Origin of the sequence: Natrarchaeobaculum aegyptiacum (genome assembly GCF_002156705.1) — an archaeon.
Taxonomy (GTDB): Archaea; Halobacteriota; Halobacteria; order Halobacteriales; family Natrialbaceae; genus Natrarchaeobaculum; species Natrarchaeobaculum aegyptiacum.
Map to the genome: position 1 here is coordinate 1,817,720 of NZ_CP019893.1, position 14,320 is coordinate 1,832,039.

General features: G+C 64.0%; 17 protein-coding genes. 8 read left to right on the plus strand and 9 right to left on the minus strand.

Annotation, left to right across the window (positions count from 1 at the left end):
- Positions 1-109: 109 nt before the first annotated feature.
- The 3 genes from B1756_RS09005 (at position 110) to B1756_RS09015 (ending at position 1,555) form a co-directional block, all read left to right on the plus strand.
- Positions 110-397: a transcriptional regulator gene (locus B1756_RS09005; protein WP_228434566.1), complete on the plus strand. Its 288-nt coding sequence runs from the start codon at positions 110-112 to the stop codon at positions 395-397.
- 389 nt (positions 398-786) lie between these two features.
- Positions 787-1,044 carry a MarR family transcriptional regulator gene (locus tag B1756_RS09010; protein WP_186336523.1) on the plus strand — a complete coding sequence of 86 codons (258 nt, stop codon included), beginning with the start codon at positions 787-789 and terminating at the stop codon, positions 1,042-1,044.
- A 247-nt stretch (positions 1,045-1,291) separates the two neighbouring features.
- Positions 1,292-1,555 (plus strand): phage repressor protein, encoded by a 264-nt coding sequence (locus B1756_RS09015; RefSeq protein ID WP_086888240.1) that lies wholly within the window; start codon positions 1,292-1,294, stop codon positions 1,553-1,555.
- A gap of 222 nt (positions 1,556-1,777) precedes the next feature.
- On the opposite strand, the gene B1756_RS20220 is transcribed toward B1756_RS09015, so the two are convergent.
- Complete coding sequence (locus B1756_RS20220) at positions 1,778-2,224, minus strand: PGF-CTERM sorting domain-containing protein (protein WP_186336524.1); 447 nt, start codon at positions 2,222-2,224, stop codon at positions 1,778-1,780.
- Here B1756_RS20220 and B1756_RS09025 point away from each other — a divergent pair.
- From B1756_RS09025 to B1756_RS09035, 3 genes are read left to right on the plus strand one after another with little or no spacing between them, the layout of a single operon-like run.
- Complete coding sequence (locus tag B1756_RS09025) at positions 2,129-3,328, plus strand: bacterio-opsin activator domain-containing protein (RefSeq protein ID WP_086888241.1); 1,200 nt, start codon at positions 2,129-2,131, stop codon at positions 3,326-3,328. The two genes, B1756_RS20220 and B1756_RS09025, sit on opposite strands and share 96 nt — an antisense overlap.
- Positions 3,329-3,381: 53 nt before the next feature.
- A complete protein-coding gene (locus tag B1756_RS09030; RefSeq protein WP_086888242.1) occupies positions 3,382-4,428 on the plus strand; it encodes an ABC transporter substrate-binding protein in 1,047 nt (348 codons plus the stop codon).
- A 6-nt stretch (positions 4,429-4,434) separates the two neighbouring features.
- Positions 4,435-4,947, plus strand: coding sequence for a desampylase (locus B1756_RS09035; RefSeq protein WP_086888243.1), 513 nt, complete (start codon positions 4,435-4,437; stop codon positions 4,945-4,947).
- Between the two features lie 696 nt (positions 4,948-5,643).
- Here the strand turns inward: B1756_RS09035 and B1756_RS09040 are convergent.
- The 8 genes from B1756_RS09040 to B1756_RS09075 form a co-directional block, all read right to left on the minus strand.
- Positions 5,644-6,147 (minus strand): hypothetical protein, encoded by a 504-nt coding sequence (locus B1756_RS09040; protein WP_086888244.1) that lies wholly within the window; start codon positions 6,145-6,147, stop codon positions 5,644-5,646.
- 120 nt (positions 6,148-6,267) lie between these two features.
- Positions 6,268-7,824: a sulfatase family protein gene (locus B1756_RS09045; RefSeq protein WP_086888245.1), complete on the minus strand. Its 1,557-nt coding sequence runs from the start codon at positions 7,822-7,824 to the stop codon at positions 6,268-6,270.
- 115 nt (positions 7,825-7,939) lie between these two features.
- On the minus strand, positions 7,940-8,320 hold the full coding sequence (locus tag B1756_RS09050; RefSeq protein WP_086888246.1) for a PaaI family thioesterase: 381 nt from the start codon (positions 8,318-8,320) through the stop codon (positions 7,940-7,942).
- Between the two features lie 97 nt (positions 8,321-8,417).
- Entirely contained in the window at positions 8,418-9,170 is a 753-nt protein-coding gene (locus B1756_RS09055; RefSeq protein ID WP_086888247.1) for an SDR family NAD(P)-dependent oxidoreductase, read from the minus strand.
- A 70-nt stretch (positions 9,171-9,240) separates the two neighbouring features.
- Complete coding sequence (gene hisS / locus B1756_RS09060) at positions 9,241-10,539, minus strand: histidine--tRNA ligase (protein ID WP_086890118.1); 1,299 nt, start codon at positions 10,537-10,539, stop codon at positions 9,241-9,243.
- Positions 10,540-10,595: 56 nt separating this feature from the next.
- Positions 10,596-11,204 (minus strand): DUF7411 family protein, encoded by a 609-nt coding sequence (locus B1756_RS09065; protein ID WP_086888248.1) that lies wholly within the window; start codon positions 11,202-11,204, stop codon positions 10,596-10,598.
- Between the two features lie 27 nt (positions 11,205-11,231).
- A complete protein-coding gene (locus tag B1756_RS09070) occupies positions 11,232-11,585 on the minus strand; it encodes a DNA-binding protein (protein ID WP_086888249.1) in 354 nt (117 codons plus the stop codon).
- 194 nt (positions 11,586-11,779) lie between these two features.
- Entirely contained in the window at positions 11,780-13,051 is a 1,272-nt protein-coding gene (locus B1756_RS09075) for an RNA-guided endonuclease InsQ/TnpB family protein (protein WP_086888250.1), read from the minus strand.
- A gap of 53 nt (positions 13,052-13,104) precedes the next feature.
- Here B1756_RS09075 and B1756_RS19625 point away from each other — a divergent pair, with 53 nt between their 5' ends.
- Both B1756_RS19625 and B1756_RS09085 read left to right on the plus strand, forming a co-directional pair.
- Positions 13,105-13,248, plus strand: coding sequence for a hypothetical protein (locus tag B1756_RS19625; RefSeq protein ID WP_174811710.1), 144 nt, complete (start codon positions 13,105-13,107; stop codon positions 13,246-13,248).
- A 240-nt stretch (positions 13,249-13,488) separates the two neighbouring features.
- Positions 13,489-14,037 carry a DUF7529 family protein gene (locus B1756_RS09085; protein WP_086888252.1) on the plus strand — a complete coding sequence of 183 codons (549 nt, stop codon included), beginning with the start codon at positions 13,489-13,491 and terminating at the stop codon, positions 14,035-14,037.
- The last annotated feature ends 283 nt before the right edge of the window (positions 14,038-14,320 follow it).

Here is a 14,320-nt window from a genome sequence, read left to right on the forward strand (position 1 = left end):
GTAACGACCTGCAGTGGAAATCGCCGGCGAGCAGATACACTCGAGAAGTAAAACGTATCTTCTGGTCGACCGCAGCTACGGCTAACGCATGCGAGCCCGTGTCTCGTGGATGAATCAGGCAGACGATGCCATCCTCGAGTACCTTCAGGAACTCGAGACGGAACCGGGCCACCGAATTTCGCTGCCACCAACTACCGTCTGGTACAACCTCGTCGAACAACTCGGCGTACTCGACCGTAGCCAGAACACGATCGCCCGTCGCATGAACATCCTCTCCGAGGCTGGCCTGCTCGAGAAAACCGACGAAAAACGCGGCTACTACCGACTCACGGATCGCGGCATCGCATATCTCGAGGGCGAACTCGAGGCTGCTGACCTCGAACTCGAGGACGACTGATTCTGGACGCTGTCTCGAGAGTGCGAATGGCTGCTGAGTCGGAACCCACTGACCGTGGTGTAGGCTGAAATAGACTCGAGTCAGCGCGTCGAACTCGAGTGCTGGCAACAGGCATGGTCTGTCGGGGGTTCCGTTCTCCCGTGAGTCGTCGCTTGACATGGCTTCTGTCGGCTGGATGCGGGAGCTACCTGCGGACTCGGGAGCTACCACCGGTCTGCGTTCTGGGGCTCGTCGCCGTGGCGAGTCACGGATAGCTTCCGTAGTGGCGACTATATTCTCCACTGACATAAGTTTTGACAACGTACGATGTTATTTTAGCGTATCGATTGGGCATATTGCTCTGCAGATAGTGCTGCTTTTTCTACTCCGATGCTGGCTATTCTCGAACGATGGTCGAGCGGGTTTCGTGGATGGCACCTGTCGATTACGAGATCATGCTCTTTTTCGACGAGTATCCGATTCTGGTCTCCCCGAAGATACTCGCCGTCAATATCGACTACGATCGCCACTACGTCAGTCGACGATGCAGTGCACTTTCGGATGCTGGTCTTCTGGAACCCGTCGACACTGGCCTCTACCAGCTTACCGACACCGGCCGCGACTATCTCGAGGGCGACCTTGACGTGTGCGAACTCGAGGACGACTGATTCCGGTCGCCGTCTCGAGGGTGTGAGTGACCGTCGATCCATCATCGGGAGTCATTGTTGCTACCACTGGCCCACTGCTGGAACCCATCGCCGCAGAGAGTCGCGTATAGCTTCCGTAGTGTCGACGATGTTCTCCACTGACATAAGTTTTGACTACATACGTCGTTCTCACGGAACTACGAAAGTCGTCTACTACTCTCTGGATACTACTGATTTTTCCGTTCAGCTACCGGCACATCGTGAATAGATGGTCGAGCGGGTTTCGTGGATGGCTCCAGTGGACTACGAGATCATGCTGTTCTTCGACGAGCACGCCATTCAGGTCTCCCCGCGAGTCCTCGCCGCAAACATCGACTACGACCGACAGTACGTGAGCAAGCGCTGCCGGGTGCTTTCCGAGGCAGACCTTCTGGAATCTGTCCAAACTGGCCTCTACCAGCTTACCGACACCGGACACGACTATCTCGAGGGCGAGCTTGACGTGCGCGAACTCGAGGACGACGAGGACTGAGGGTTCTACGACTGGGAGTACAACACTCTGAAAGCCCCTGCCGCGCTCGGCGGCTGCGACTCGCTGCGCTCCTCGTTTCACTGCGGTGCTTGCTTCGTCTCGCTCGCCGAGCCCGCCAGCCCCTTTCATTCCCACCCTGGTGGTTGGCCGGGTGGCTGTTGCTCGGTGGGTAGCGCGATAAAAAATGACGCGAGTGGTGGTCGGTCGTCGTGGGTCTCCGTCCTAGCGGCGGACGGCGAGCACGACGGCCGAGAGCAGTGCGGCTACGGCGACGAAGGCCCCGAAGCCGGGGATTCCGTCGTCATCGTCGTCTGCGACGTCGTCAGCCGGATCGTCGGCCGGGTCGTCGTCCGCGACGGGGTCGTCATCTGCTGGGTCGTCATCCGCGACTGGGTCATCGTCTGCTGGGTCGTCGTCTGCGACCGCGGTGTCATCGGCTGGGTCGTCGTCTGCGACATCGTCGTCATCGTCGTCAGCTGGTGGTGATGCACCACCGCCACCGCCACCGGGGCTGGTGTCATCGGTCTCTTCTTCCTCTTCGAACGTTCCCGCTGGGAACTCGAGGTCTACTTCGTGGACGCCGGACTCGAGTACGTGAGCGACCTCAACGAGACGATCCGGTCGCTGTACACGGCGCTGATCGACGCCGACTCTCGAGCCGAGATTCACCGCTCTGTCTGTCAGGCGCTGACGACGATCGACCGTGTCGACGCTGCCTGGATCGGGACGGTCGATCACGACCGGAACGTGGTCGAACCCGCCGCACAGGCACACCTCCCGCCGGAGTTTCTGGACGACCAGTCGTTCTCGCTCGCCGACGACCGGCCAGCGCCCGAAGCGCAGGTTGCAGACGAGCGAACGGTCGTCGACGTCGATCGGATTCCGGTCGGCGTCCACGAGGAGCCGTGGCGAAACACGGCGTTGATCCACGGCTTCCGGTCGGTCGTCGCCGTCCCGATTCGACACGAGGAACTGTTTTACGGGACGCTTACCGTCTACAGTACCGAGACGGACGCACTCGACGAGCGAACGACGCGCCTCCTCGAGGAGTTCGGGACGCTGGTCGGGTTCGTCACGAACGCCGTCGAGCGCCGGGATGCCTTCGGTGACGACCAGATGGTCGATCTCACTGTCGACGTCGAACCCGGCGAGGAAGACGTCTGCGTGGCCCTCGCGTCCAGACTCGAGACGACCGTCGAGGTCGGGAACGTGACCCGTCGGAATCGCAACTCGCACGTGCTCCACTGTTCGATCGACGACGTCGATCCCGGGACGGTGACCGACGTGGTCGCGGAGATTCCGGGTCTCGAGTCGATCCGCCCGCTTTCTGAATCTGCCAGCACGGCCTACGAACTCGTCGTCGTCGACCAGTGTGTCGCCTCGCGGGCGGTCCCGATCAGTGCGCTCCTTCGGTCGATCCGGGTCACGCCGACGAACTGTCAGATCGTCTTTTCGGTCCCCGAGTACAGGGACTATCAGCGATTCCTCGAGCAGGTTCGTGACGTCTTTTCGGCTGCTACGCTCGTGGCCAAGCGACAGGCGTCGGAAGCCGGCTCCGTTCCCGTTCCGGAACTGCTCGAGGCGTCTCTCTCGGAGAAGCAAGACGAAGCGCTGCGAACGGCCTATCACAGCGGCTACTTCGACGACGATCGAAAGCGAACGGGTGCAGAGATCGCCACGTCGCTGGGGATCGCCCAGCCGACGTTCTCGAAGCGACTGCGCTCCGCCCAGCGGGATCTTCTGGCCGCTATTCTCGAATCCGACTCCCTCTAGTCCCTCGTCCCGCGAGCCGGACGCTTTTGCCTACCCGGCCCCAACCGGAGTCCATGCAAATCGTGACGACGCTCCCGTCGGCGACCGAGACGGTCGCCCGGCTGGGCCTCGAGCCGGTCGGTGTCTCCCACGAGTGTGACTATCCGCCGGGCGTCGAGTCCCGGCCCTCGATCACGCGCTCGCGCGTCGACGCACGTGGCTCGAGCGCCGAGATCGATCGGCAGGTACTCTCGGTTACAGGCACGGATGGGGACGGTGACACCGACACGGGCGTCTACGACGTCGACGCCGAGACGCTCGAGGCCCTCGAGCCGGAGCTGATCGTCACGCAGGGGATGTGTGACGTCTGTGCGGTCGACGAGGTTGTCGTCGCCGACGCCGTCGATCAAATCAGTGCCGATCCGGAGGTGTTGACGACCGATCCGCACACCGTCGGGGACGTGCTGGACGACGTCGAGCGGATCGGCCGGGCAGTTGGCCGGGCGGGTCGAGCCGTGGACGTACGCCGGCGACTCGAGGAGCGAATCGATCGCGTGCGCGAGCGGACGGCCGGCCTCGAGCCGGACGAGCGCCCGCGGGTGGCCATCTTCGACTGGACCGATCCCGTGATGATCGCGGGTCACTGGACGGCGGAACTGGTCGAGTGGGCCGGTGGTGAGTACGGGCTGGCCGGCGTTGGCGACCGGTCACAACCCCGCGAGTGGGCCGACATCCGCGAGTACGACCCCGAGGTCGTGATCGTCGGCCCCTGTGGGTTCGACCTCGAGCAGGTCGCCGATAACCGGACGGACCTCACCGAACGCGAGGGCTGGGCGGACCTGACGGCCGTTCGTGAGGGTCGCGTCTGGGCGATGGATGGCAACCACTACCTGAATCGACCGGGGCCCCGGCTGGTCGAGACGCTCGAGGCGCTCGCCCGGATCGTCCAGCCCGATCGGTTCGGCGACGCCGCGTCCGAGGCTGCAGGTGACACACTCGAGGCCGGCGATGGGGCAGTTACGGTCGACGGCGACACACTCAAGGTCGACGGCGAACCGATCGCCATGCCGTTCGCCGACCTGACGGGCCGACTCGAGGCCGGGGGCCAGCCCAGCGTCTGATCCCCGATGGCTCCTGAATCGCCACCCGAAGACGGGCCAGTGCTCCGGGTGCCAGCAGAAATCCGCGACGCGATCCTCGAGCGCGCTCGCGCGGGCGAACCCGAAGAAATATGCGGTGTCTTCGGCGGGACGTTCGACCCGGAAGAGAGCCGCGTCCAGTCCCAGTATCCGGCCGACAACGTCGCCGATACCCCCCGGACCCGCTATCGGATCGATCCCGAAGCCCAGCTCGAGATTTTCGACCGGCTCGAGGCTCGCGGCGAGTCGATCGTCGGATTCTACCACTCACACCCGGCGGGCCCGCCACACCCCAGCGAGACCGATGCCGCGGCGGCCGCCTGGCCGGATCGATCGTACCTGATCGTCTCGCTCGAGCCCCGGGTCGTTGGGTCGTGGCGCTGGCGTACGACCGACGATGGTGACGACGGTGTCGATGGTGACGATACTACCGACGGCGACCGTGCTGCGGAGACGGGACACGACGGGACGTTCGAACGTGAACGGCTCGTCCTCGAGTGAGCGAGTTCCCGAACGCGACGTTGATCTCGAGTGGCCGGCTTTCGAACTGTGCTGGTTCCAACACCCCAACTAGTAGTGTATCAAGTATACTCTCATCAATCCAGCCACCAGTTTGAGAAAATCACAGAGAATGAGAACACGACGAAAGCCCTCAGCACGCTCACGCCCGCTCAGCCGGATATCCTCGCTCGCGCTCGGATAGAGCCGCCTGAGCGACCGCGAGCGCGCTTCGCCCTTTCAATCCACCAGGGACGCAGTTGGCCTGCCCTTCCCCGAGTCACGCGCCACCGCGCGGCTTGCGCGGTGACGCGTTCCCGGCCGGCTGGCGCGCAGACGAGCCGTCCGAGCACTGTGAGGACGGTTCGTCGAAGCGCGAGGGGCGAGCGAACGCAGTGAGCGAGTCGGATGGGGAGGGTGTGGCCTGGGAGGAATGAAAGGGGCCGGTGCGGTCGCGGCCGCTGGTGGCCGGTAGCACCGCAGGTGAGCGGAGCGAGGCGAGGCGCGCACGACGCCAGCGGCCGCGAGCGGGCCGGGGGCTTTCGAGGTGTTCATCACCGAACCAATATCTTATCACTGAAAGCCAATACCTCAATATCTGAACTGGGCTCGAGAGCAATGATTGACTCCTAGCCGGGGTGTTTCAGTGGGGTGTCGAACGGAATCCTCGAGCGGCCTCACGCTCCGACGCAAATCCGATTACCCGTCCTGCCCGTCTGAATCCTCGAGTTCGGCGGCTTCCTGTCGTTTTTTGGCGGCCCGTTCTCGAAAGTCGTCGATCTCGTCCTGAAGTTCGCGTCCGACCTGGTACGTAAAATCGTCTGGCATGAGCCCGCGCTGGATCTCGAGGGTGACCATCGCGTCGCAGTCGTCGACGATTTCGGGTGCCCACTTGCCCTGTGCGAGTTTGGAGACGTCGGTGACGGTGGCCGTGGGCTGGGTGCTGTCGTCTTCGTCTGCATCGTCACCGGTCGTTCGGCTATCGCCGTCTTCCGCGCCCTCGACCACGATGAACGCGGTCGCGGTGTTCCAGAGGTTTGGGTTGGCGGTCGTCACCTGATCGAACAGCTCCTCGAGCCGGGAGTCTTTGACGGGGTCGTCACGGACCTCGACGAGCAGGTCCTCGAGCGCGGCGACGATCCGGTCGTATCGCTCGGCTTCCGTCCGGAGGGACTCGGGGGTGTCGTGGTGGTCCCAGCTCATGGTGTGGGCCTCCCTCGAGCGAGTGACTGTCGAATCGGTATCCGGTGGGTGGGCATGGACGCACCTAGCCGCTTGATCGCTGTAAACGTACGCTTCTGTGACAGGGTCCGCTGTGTCGACTCAGGGCGCTCGCTCGAGCACCGCGGGCACCCAGCCGCGATTCGGATCGTCGGTCCGCTCCATCCACGCGATCAGCCGCTCGCGCATAGTCTCCCGGACGTCGGCGTAGTCGGGGTGGTCGATCAGGTTCTGTAACTCCGCCGGGTCGGCCTCGAGGTCGTAGAGTTCGTCGATATCGGGGCCGTTGTAGACGTACTTGTAACGTCTCGTCCGGACCATCCGCTGGGTGTAGAGGCCGAACTCGTCGCCGTGGTACTGGGCGAAGGCGGCGTCGGGCCAGTCGCCGGGGGCCGAGCCTGTTTTGCCCTCGCCTCTATCCCCATCTCCACCTCCCCCACCATTCCCACTTCCACCCTCGAGTAACCCCACGAGACTCCGGGCGTCGAAAGCGTCGGGAGTCTCACAGCCGGCCATCTCGAGGAACGTCGGTGCGAGGTCGTGGAGGTGGACCGGGTGGTCGCAGGTCGAGTCCGGCTCTGTCACTCCCGGCCATCGCACCTGAAGTGGGATGCGGTAGGTGTCGTCGTACATCAGCGGCCCCTTGTTGAACTGGCGGTGCCCACCGGCGAAGTCGCCGTGGTCCGACGCGTGGACGACGACCGTCTCCCCCGCCAGTCCCGTCGACTCGAGCGTCTCGAGAATGCGCGCGAGCTGGTCGTCGATCATGGTGACGAATCCGCGGTACTTTGCGATCACCTCGGCCCAGATCTCCCAGTCGAAGTGCTCGACGCCCCGGTAGTGGCGGTAGTTCTCGTGGACGCCGGGTTTGCCGTCGAAGGTCTCGGCGTAGCTCCCCGGTGGGTCGATTTCGTCGGGATCGTACATCGACGCGTAGGGTTCGGGAACCACGTAGGGGTGGTGTGGGCCGTAGAAGTCAGCCCGGTGGAAGAATCGCGGGCTTGCGTCGGCACCGTTCGCGCCCTCAACTCCGTCGTCTCCACCCGCTCCGAACGTCTCGAGCGCCTCGATCGTCCGGTCGGCGAGGAAGTACGGCCGGGTGTCCTCGACGTCGACGGACGTTTTCGCGGCGACGAACGTCCCCTCGCGCTCGTCTCGCGGATCGTCACCGGTGTAGACGACCTCCTCGAGGGTCTCCTCGCCGACTGGCGTGCCGCGCTCGCGGCGGTACTCCCGAAATGCTTCGTCGATGTCGTCGTGGTGGGTGTCGCTCCCGCCGAGGTAGGTGAAGCCGACCGATTCGGGCGTCTCGTCGTCGCCGACGTGCCACTTTCCCGTATACGTGCAGTCGTAGCCGTTCGCGTCGAGGAGTTCGGAAAACGTCGGAATCTCTGGTGGCAGGTTCCGCTGGATGGCGTCGGCCTCGTGGCTGTTGTTCAGCATGCCGTGATTGTGGGGGTACTGTCCGGTCAGCAAGGAGGCCCGCGCGCTCGAGCAGATGCTGATCGGCGTGATCGCCCGGGTAAAGCGCATCCCCGTCGCAGAGAGGTGATCCATCGCGTCGGTCTCGACCGGCGGTCCCTCGGGTGCGCTGTAGTCGTACCGCTCCTGGTCGGTCAGCAAGAGCAAGACGTTCGGCGGTGACTCGGAGTCGACCATCGGCCGTCGTACACCGCTGGGACAGGTAATGGTTGCACCTGCTCGAGGGCCGTGCCATCCGCTCGTTGCCTTGCGCTCGACCGCTGGTACCTCCGTCAGTCGTCTCGACGGCCAGTCAGGGCGTGAAAATCGAGAACGACCCCGTCGCCCGCGCGACGACGCTGTCCTCGTGGCTGATCTCCGACTCGAGGAAGGCGATCGAGCCGCCCCGCCGCAGGAGGCTCGTCTCGCAGACCACGGTCCCCTCGGTGACCGGCTCGAGGTAACTGATCTTGATTTCGATCGTCGCACACCGCTCTTCGGGCTCGAGTTCCGACTGGAGGGCGACCGCCATTCCCGTGTCCGCCATCGTGTAGGTCGCCCCGCCGTGGAGCACCCCGTTCGGATTCGTCAACTCGTCGCTGACGGTCACCTCGCCGCGAGACCACCCCTCGCCCCTGTCGGTGAACTCGAGGCCGATCACCGCCGAGAACGTTTCCGGAGTCCCGTCTGTCATCGTCTCGATACAGAGGGCACGCCCTCATAGAAGTTCGCTGTGGATCGGTAGCGTGCTGGACTGAACTCGAAGCTACCGTCGACCTCCAACCGCCGCCTCAATCGACGAGCCAGCCGCCGTCGACGTCGACGGCGCTCCCGTGGACGAACGAGGCCTCGTCGCTCGCGAGAAACAGCGCGACGGCGGCGACCTCTTCTGACTGGGCGTGGCGGCCTGCGGGCGTCTCGGCGACCATCGGCTCGATCTCACCGGCGTCGATCAACTCCTCGGTCATCCCCGTCTCGATAGCCCCCGGACAGATCGCGTTCGCCCGGATCTCGGGGCCGTAGTCGTGGGACAGTTGCTTCGTAAAGCCGATGACGCCGTGTTTCGAGGACGTGTAGGCTGCCCCACCGCCACCGGCGACCTTCCCCGCGATCGAGGCGGTGTTGATAACGACGCCCTCTTCGTCGCCCTCGAGCAGTTTCGGCAGGGCCGCCTTCGTCAGCATGAAGACGCCGTCGAGGTTGACGCCGATAACCGCGTTCCACTGCTCGAGGGAGGTCTCACCGACCGGCGCGTAGTCGTCGAGGATGCCCGCGTTGTTGATCAGGACGTCGACCGTCCCGTACTCGTCGACCGCGCGGTCGACGACGCCCTCGACGCTGTCCGGGTCTGTGACGTCGCCGTGGACCCCGATCGCCTCGCCACCATCGTCGTCGATCTTCGCGACGACGCGTTCGATGCCGTCGTCGTCGACGTCCACCACGACGACCGACGCACCCTCGCCCGCGAACTCGAGTGCCATCGACCGGCCCATACCCGACGCTGCTCCGGTGACGACCACGACGCTGTCGGTAAGTTCGACCATACCACATCCTGAGCACCTGTGAGAAAATAAACACGGCACCTGAATTTCGTGGGTAATGCCCTCCCAGCGACTACGAGTAATCCTCGAACGTCGGCCGCGTCGCGTCGCCGGGGAACGCCTCGACCGGCACCTGCGTCTGGTCGCCCGAGGCCATGTCTTTGATCGTCACCTCGTCGTTCGCGAGGTCCTGCTCGCCGACGATGACGACCGTCTCGGCGTCGATCGAGTCCGCGTAGTTCATCTGCGCGCCGAACGAGCGACCCGCGACGTCGGTCTCGACGACGTGGCCACGGTCGCGCAACTCGCGGGTGATTCGCGCGGCTTCCGCCCGGGTATCGCCGACTGTGAGGACGTAGTAGTCGGTCGTCACCGCCTCCTCGGGCCAGACGCCCGCGCGCTGACAGAGCAACGAGAGGGTGGCGTGACCCGGTGCGACGCCGACGGCGGGGGTCGGCTGGCCGCCGAAGGACTCGATCAGGTCGTCGTACCGGCCGCCACCGAAGATCGACCGCGAGACCTCGCCAGTGGAGTCGAAACACTCGAAGACGACGCCCGTGTAGTAATCGAGCCCGCGTGCGGTCTCGAGGGAGATCGTACAGTACTCTCGCGCCCCGAAGTCCTCGGCCGCGGCGAGGACCGCCTGCAAGTTCTCGACGGCGTCGTCGACGCGCTCGGTGTCGGCGAACGCCTTCACGTCCTCGAGATCGCCGGCGGCGATCAACTCGTCGAACTCGGCGGCCTGATCGTAGGTGAGACCGGCCTCGACCAGCAGGTCGTGGTACTCGGCCTGCGAAATCTTGTCGGACTTGTCGACGGCGCGAATCGCCTCGTCGATCTCGACGTCGGCGTCGTAGGTTTCGAGCACGCCGCCCAGAATGTCGCGGTGGGAGATGCGGAACTCGAAGTGCTCGCCCGTCAGACCGAGGCTCGTCAGTGCGTCGGCGGCCCACGCCAGAATCTCGGCGTCGGCTTCGGGTTCTGCCGAGCCGAAGATGTCGACGTTGGTCTGGTAGAACTCCCGCTGGCGACCCTGCTGGACCTGCTCGTAGCGCCAGAACGGCCGCGTCGAGAACCACTTGATCGGCTTCGACAGTTCCTGTTGCTTCGCGACGACCATCCGCGCGACCGTCGGCGTCAGTTCGGGCGTCAGCGTGACGTGTCGCCCGCCCTGGTCTTCGAAGGCGTACAGTTCCTCGACGATGTCGTCGCCGCTCTTGTCCGTCCACAGTTCCGCGCGCTCGAGCGCCGGTGTCCCGATTTCGCGGAAGCCATACTGCCGTGCGGTGTCCTCGAGGACGTCCGTCGCCTGCCGGCGGGCGGCCATCTCGCCGGGGTAGAAGTCACGAAAGCCCTTGATCCGGTCGTACATGGCCGTCGGTTCGGGGACGGCAAACTTCACTCTGTTCGTTTGGCCACCGGGTGGTGTCAGATTCCGCTGTGAGGCTGCCGGACGTCCGTCACGTACGTCTGTTCGTGTGCCGGGAACAGGTCCTCGATCGCTTCTGTCCCTTCCTCGTCGGCGATAATCGCCCGCAACTCCGCCTCGTAGTCGGCCCGGCGAATCTCCTCGCTCGGCCCGACGGTCACCTCGAGGGTCGACTCGACCAGTCGATCCACTGCAGCGCGGCCGAAGCCCGATAGCGGCGCGACGTAGTCGACGTCGTGGCGATCCTCGAGACTCTGGGCCTGCGCCCGGGAGACCGTCGGCACCCGGTCGTCACGGCGGGTGCCGTCGGCGATCGCGTCGTAGCCGTCGGCGGCCAGCCGCTCGAGGGCGTGGACGTGTACCTGCTGGATGCCGTTGCGTGGAAAGCCGTCCTCGCGGATCGTCGTGGCGGCCTCTTCGGCGACCGCACGGTCGAGCTCGAGCCGGTCGAACTCGAAGCCGATCCGGTCGGCGGTCTCGCGGGCGTGTCGCCAGTCGTCGGTGACGCCGAAGTGGCCGGTCACCAGGGTAACGTCGTAGAAGTCGTCGAGGAAGAGCGCCGCCAGCGTCGAGTCTTTCCCCCCACTGTAGAGCAATCCGAGGTCCATCGGCCGTCGGGTACTCACCGCGGGTCCTTAGCGTCGTTGGATGTCGAAGCGTTTCGAGTCGGGTTTCAGTTCCGAGAGGAGCTGTTTCATCTTGTCGTCGTCGATCTTGCCCTGGATGCGCCCGCTCTGGGCCAGCGCGACGACCTGCCGTTCGACCTGCTCGCCGAACTGGGGCTTGCTCATCTTGACCGTGTTGAGCCGTTTTCGGGCCTCGTCGGTCAGGTGCTGCCGGAGCAACGCCTGCTTCTGGGCCTCGGCTTGCTGCTGGGCGGCCTCCTGTTCGGAACCGCCTTCTTGCTGGGCTTCGGCCTGTTCCTGTAACTGCTCCATCTTCTTCTGTCGTAGCTCCTCGAGTTTCTCCTCGTCTGGCGTTCCGCTCATAGCTCTACCCGACGGTTACGCTCGCGCGTGGGAAAATGATTACGAAAAGCGGGGTACTCGCGGTATCGAACTCGAGTTTCGCCGTGGCCTGAGACGGCCTGCTGTGATTGACATCCTCCACGCGCCTAAAGGCGCGGGAATCCTCACGTTGGGAGTCTCGGCTCATGCCGAACCACCACGCGAGCGACTTTCTCCTACGCCGATTGTAGGATACTCTGGTTTGTGCGCGCTTCTTTGGGACTTTCGTGAGGGTGTGGTTTCCCCGACCATCCGTGGTCGTCCCACTCGAATCGCACGGGCCGTGCCATCGGCCGTGGTACGTCTGTTTCGTGCCGTCTCAGGAACGTCTCGCTTGCCGTGAGGTCCGCGTGGCCCTCGAAACCACAGGGACACGTCAACGTGTCTTGGTGCCGAGTCGTGTCCTCGATTGAACCGCAGTTCGGACACGTCTGACTTGTCCACGCTTCCGTGCGAACTTCGACGGTGATGCCGAACTCTTCGGCCGTACAGGCGAGTCGATCGATGAACGCGCAGAACGCCCAGAAGTTGTGCGTCTTCGCGTTCGTCCGCACCGACCAGTGGGTCTCGAGAACGTCGGTGAGATCACCGACGTACACCGTCGAGACACCTTCGTCGTACAGTCGTTCGATCAAGTCGCGGGCAAGCGCGTCCATCGCATGGTCGCGCCGTCGCGTCCGGCGTCGGTACAGCTGTCGAATCCGCTTGGAACTGTAGCGCCCCTCGCGGAGTTTCGACTGTAGCCGGGCGATCTCTCGCGTCGTCTCGCGGAACCGTTCGAACAGGTCGCGGCATCCGTACAGGTACTGCTTGCCGGTCGTGGTCGTGCAGGCGACGATGTTGTTCGCACCGATATCCAGAGCGGCCGTTTCGTCGGCCAGTGGTGAATCCAGTCGAGAATGATCGACAGTGACTGGCTGAAAGGCCCTGAACGTCTCGCTCACGTCGTCGTAATACAGTTCCAACCGGCCCTGTTTGCCGTCCCACTTCGGATCGCCTGCAACTTCGAGGCGAAGGCGCTCGGTGTGTCCGAGGCCGTACTTTTCCTTGAGTTCCTTCCCGACGGGAATCTCGAGTCGAGAGCGGTCGCCCATTTCCAGTGTGTACTGGTCGTTTCGAACGTAGGTCCGCAATGTTCGACCGTCGTCCTCGTTGCCCCAGTAGCCGGGCGGGGAACACTTCTCGCCGTCTTCTTTGAGCGAGAAGAATGAGTTCCACGCGCTCTTGCTCTTTCGGATGAGCTGCTGGGCGGTTGCACTTCCGAGAACGCCGACGTACTGTTTGCGATAGTCGGCGGTGTCCCAGACGCTTTCGCCGTCGAAGTATTGCTGGCGTCGTTCGTAGGTGAGTTCGTTCCAGAGGCTGGCAGAAGCGTCCAACAGTTCGTGCAGTAGCTCCCGGTCCTGTTCGGATCGGGGGCGAACGACGAACTGATTGGTCCGCTTCATCAACTATCTCTTGTGGCGTAAAACACATAACTGTGTGGTTTGTGTGATTGTGTATGGTTGAGATCCGAATCGAGTTCGACGACGATGAACAGTACGAGCGGTTGAAGGAACTGAAGCAACACCACGGGCTGACGTGGAAGGGGTTGCTCCTTGAAGGCGAGAAGCGCGTCCGCGAGGAGACCCCAGACGGCCAGTAGTCGGCGGTTGTTCGCCAGTGCCTACCGCTCGACCCCCGCCTGAAGGCGGGGGCATGCGCTTTATTTTCTGTCATTTGTCGACGGAACCGGGGACGGATCCCTGGTACGCCGACACTGCCATGGGGAGCCAGTCTGTGTCGCTCGTGGACGACACCGTTTTCCGCCTCGAGCGAGCGCTGTCACACATGATCGACGGCTCCCTGACCGAGATGGCGGGTCGAGACGGGCCGGTGAGTAGCCGTGACTGACGACGCGACTGGACCGGCCGACGCACCCGAACCCGAGTGGTCGGAACTGCTCGCCGACGCCGCGGACATCGCAGACCGGTACCGCGAGGTGGGCTGGGACGCGATCGTCTGTGATCCCGCCGACGTCGCCCCGAACACGAACGGAGAGCGGTTCGGCCTCGAGGTCGCCGTCGCCGACGAGACCACAGAGTTGCTCGACTCGCTGCTCGAGCGCGAGGTCACCTTCGACGATGCCGAAGTGTACTACCGGCCGGGAGACGGGGCAGATCAGCGAGTCGCGCTCGCGGTCGAACGCGCGACGGGCGCGGAGACGGCCGTGTTCGTCCCGCTGACCTACTCGATCGCGGCCGCCCGACCGGTGTTCGAGACCGCACTGCTCGAGGGCGAACTGCTGATTCACCTCCGACCTGTCGATTCGGCGGCTGGCGCGCTCGCAGACGCCGACGACCCGGACACGTGGGTGACGTTCGCCCACGACGACCCGTCGCTCTTTCTCGAGGAGGCAGACCTCGAGGCGTGGCAGGCAGGCTCGAGCGACTGAGAGGGAAGATGACAAAAGCTAGTGGACTATCCCGTTTCTATCTACTAGCTGGAACATATGGCCTGCTGGATACACAGCGCGAACTTTTTGCGCGTCGGGTTCGCCGGAGGCGAACCGCTCGCGCAAAACCTTCGATGAAAAAGGCGGACGGCTCGGCCCACGGCCTCGCCGCCCGAGAACCGGGCTCGCTTTGCTCGCCCGGATGCTGGTGATGAACCCACTCTCTGAATCTTGCACGCCAATTTCAACGTAACTACGACCTGCTATATTGAGGCGTGCGAGG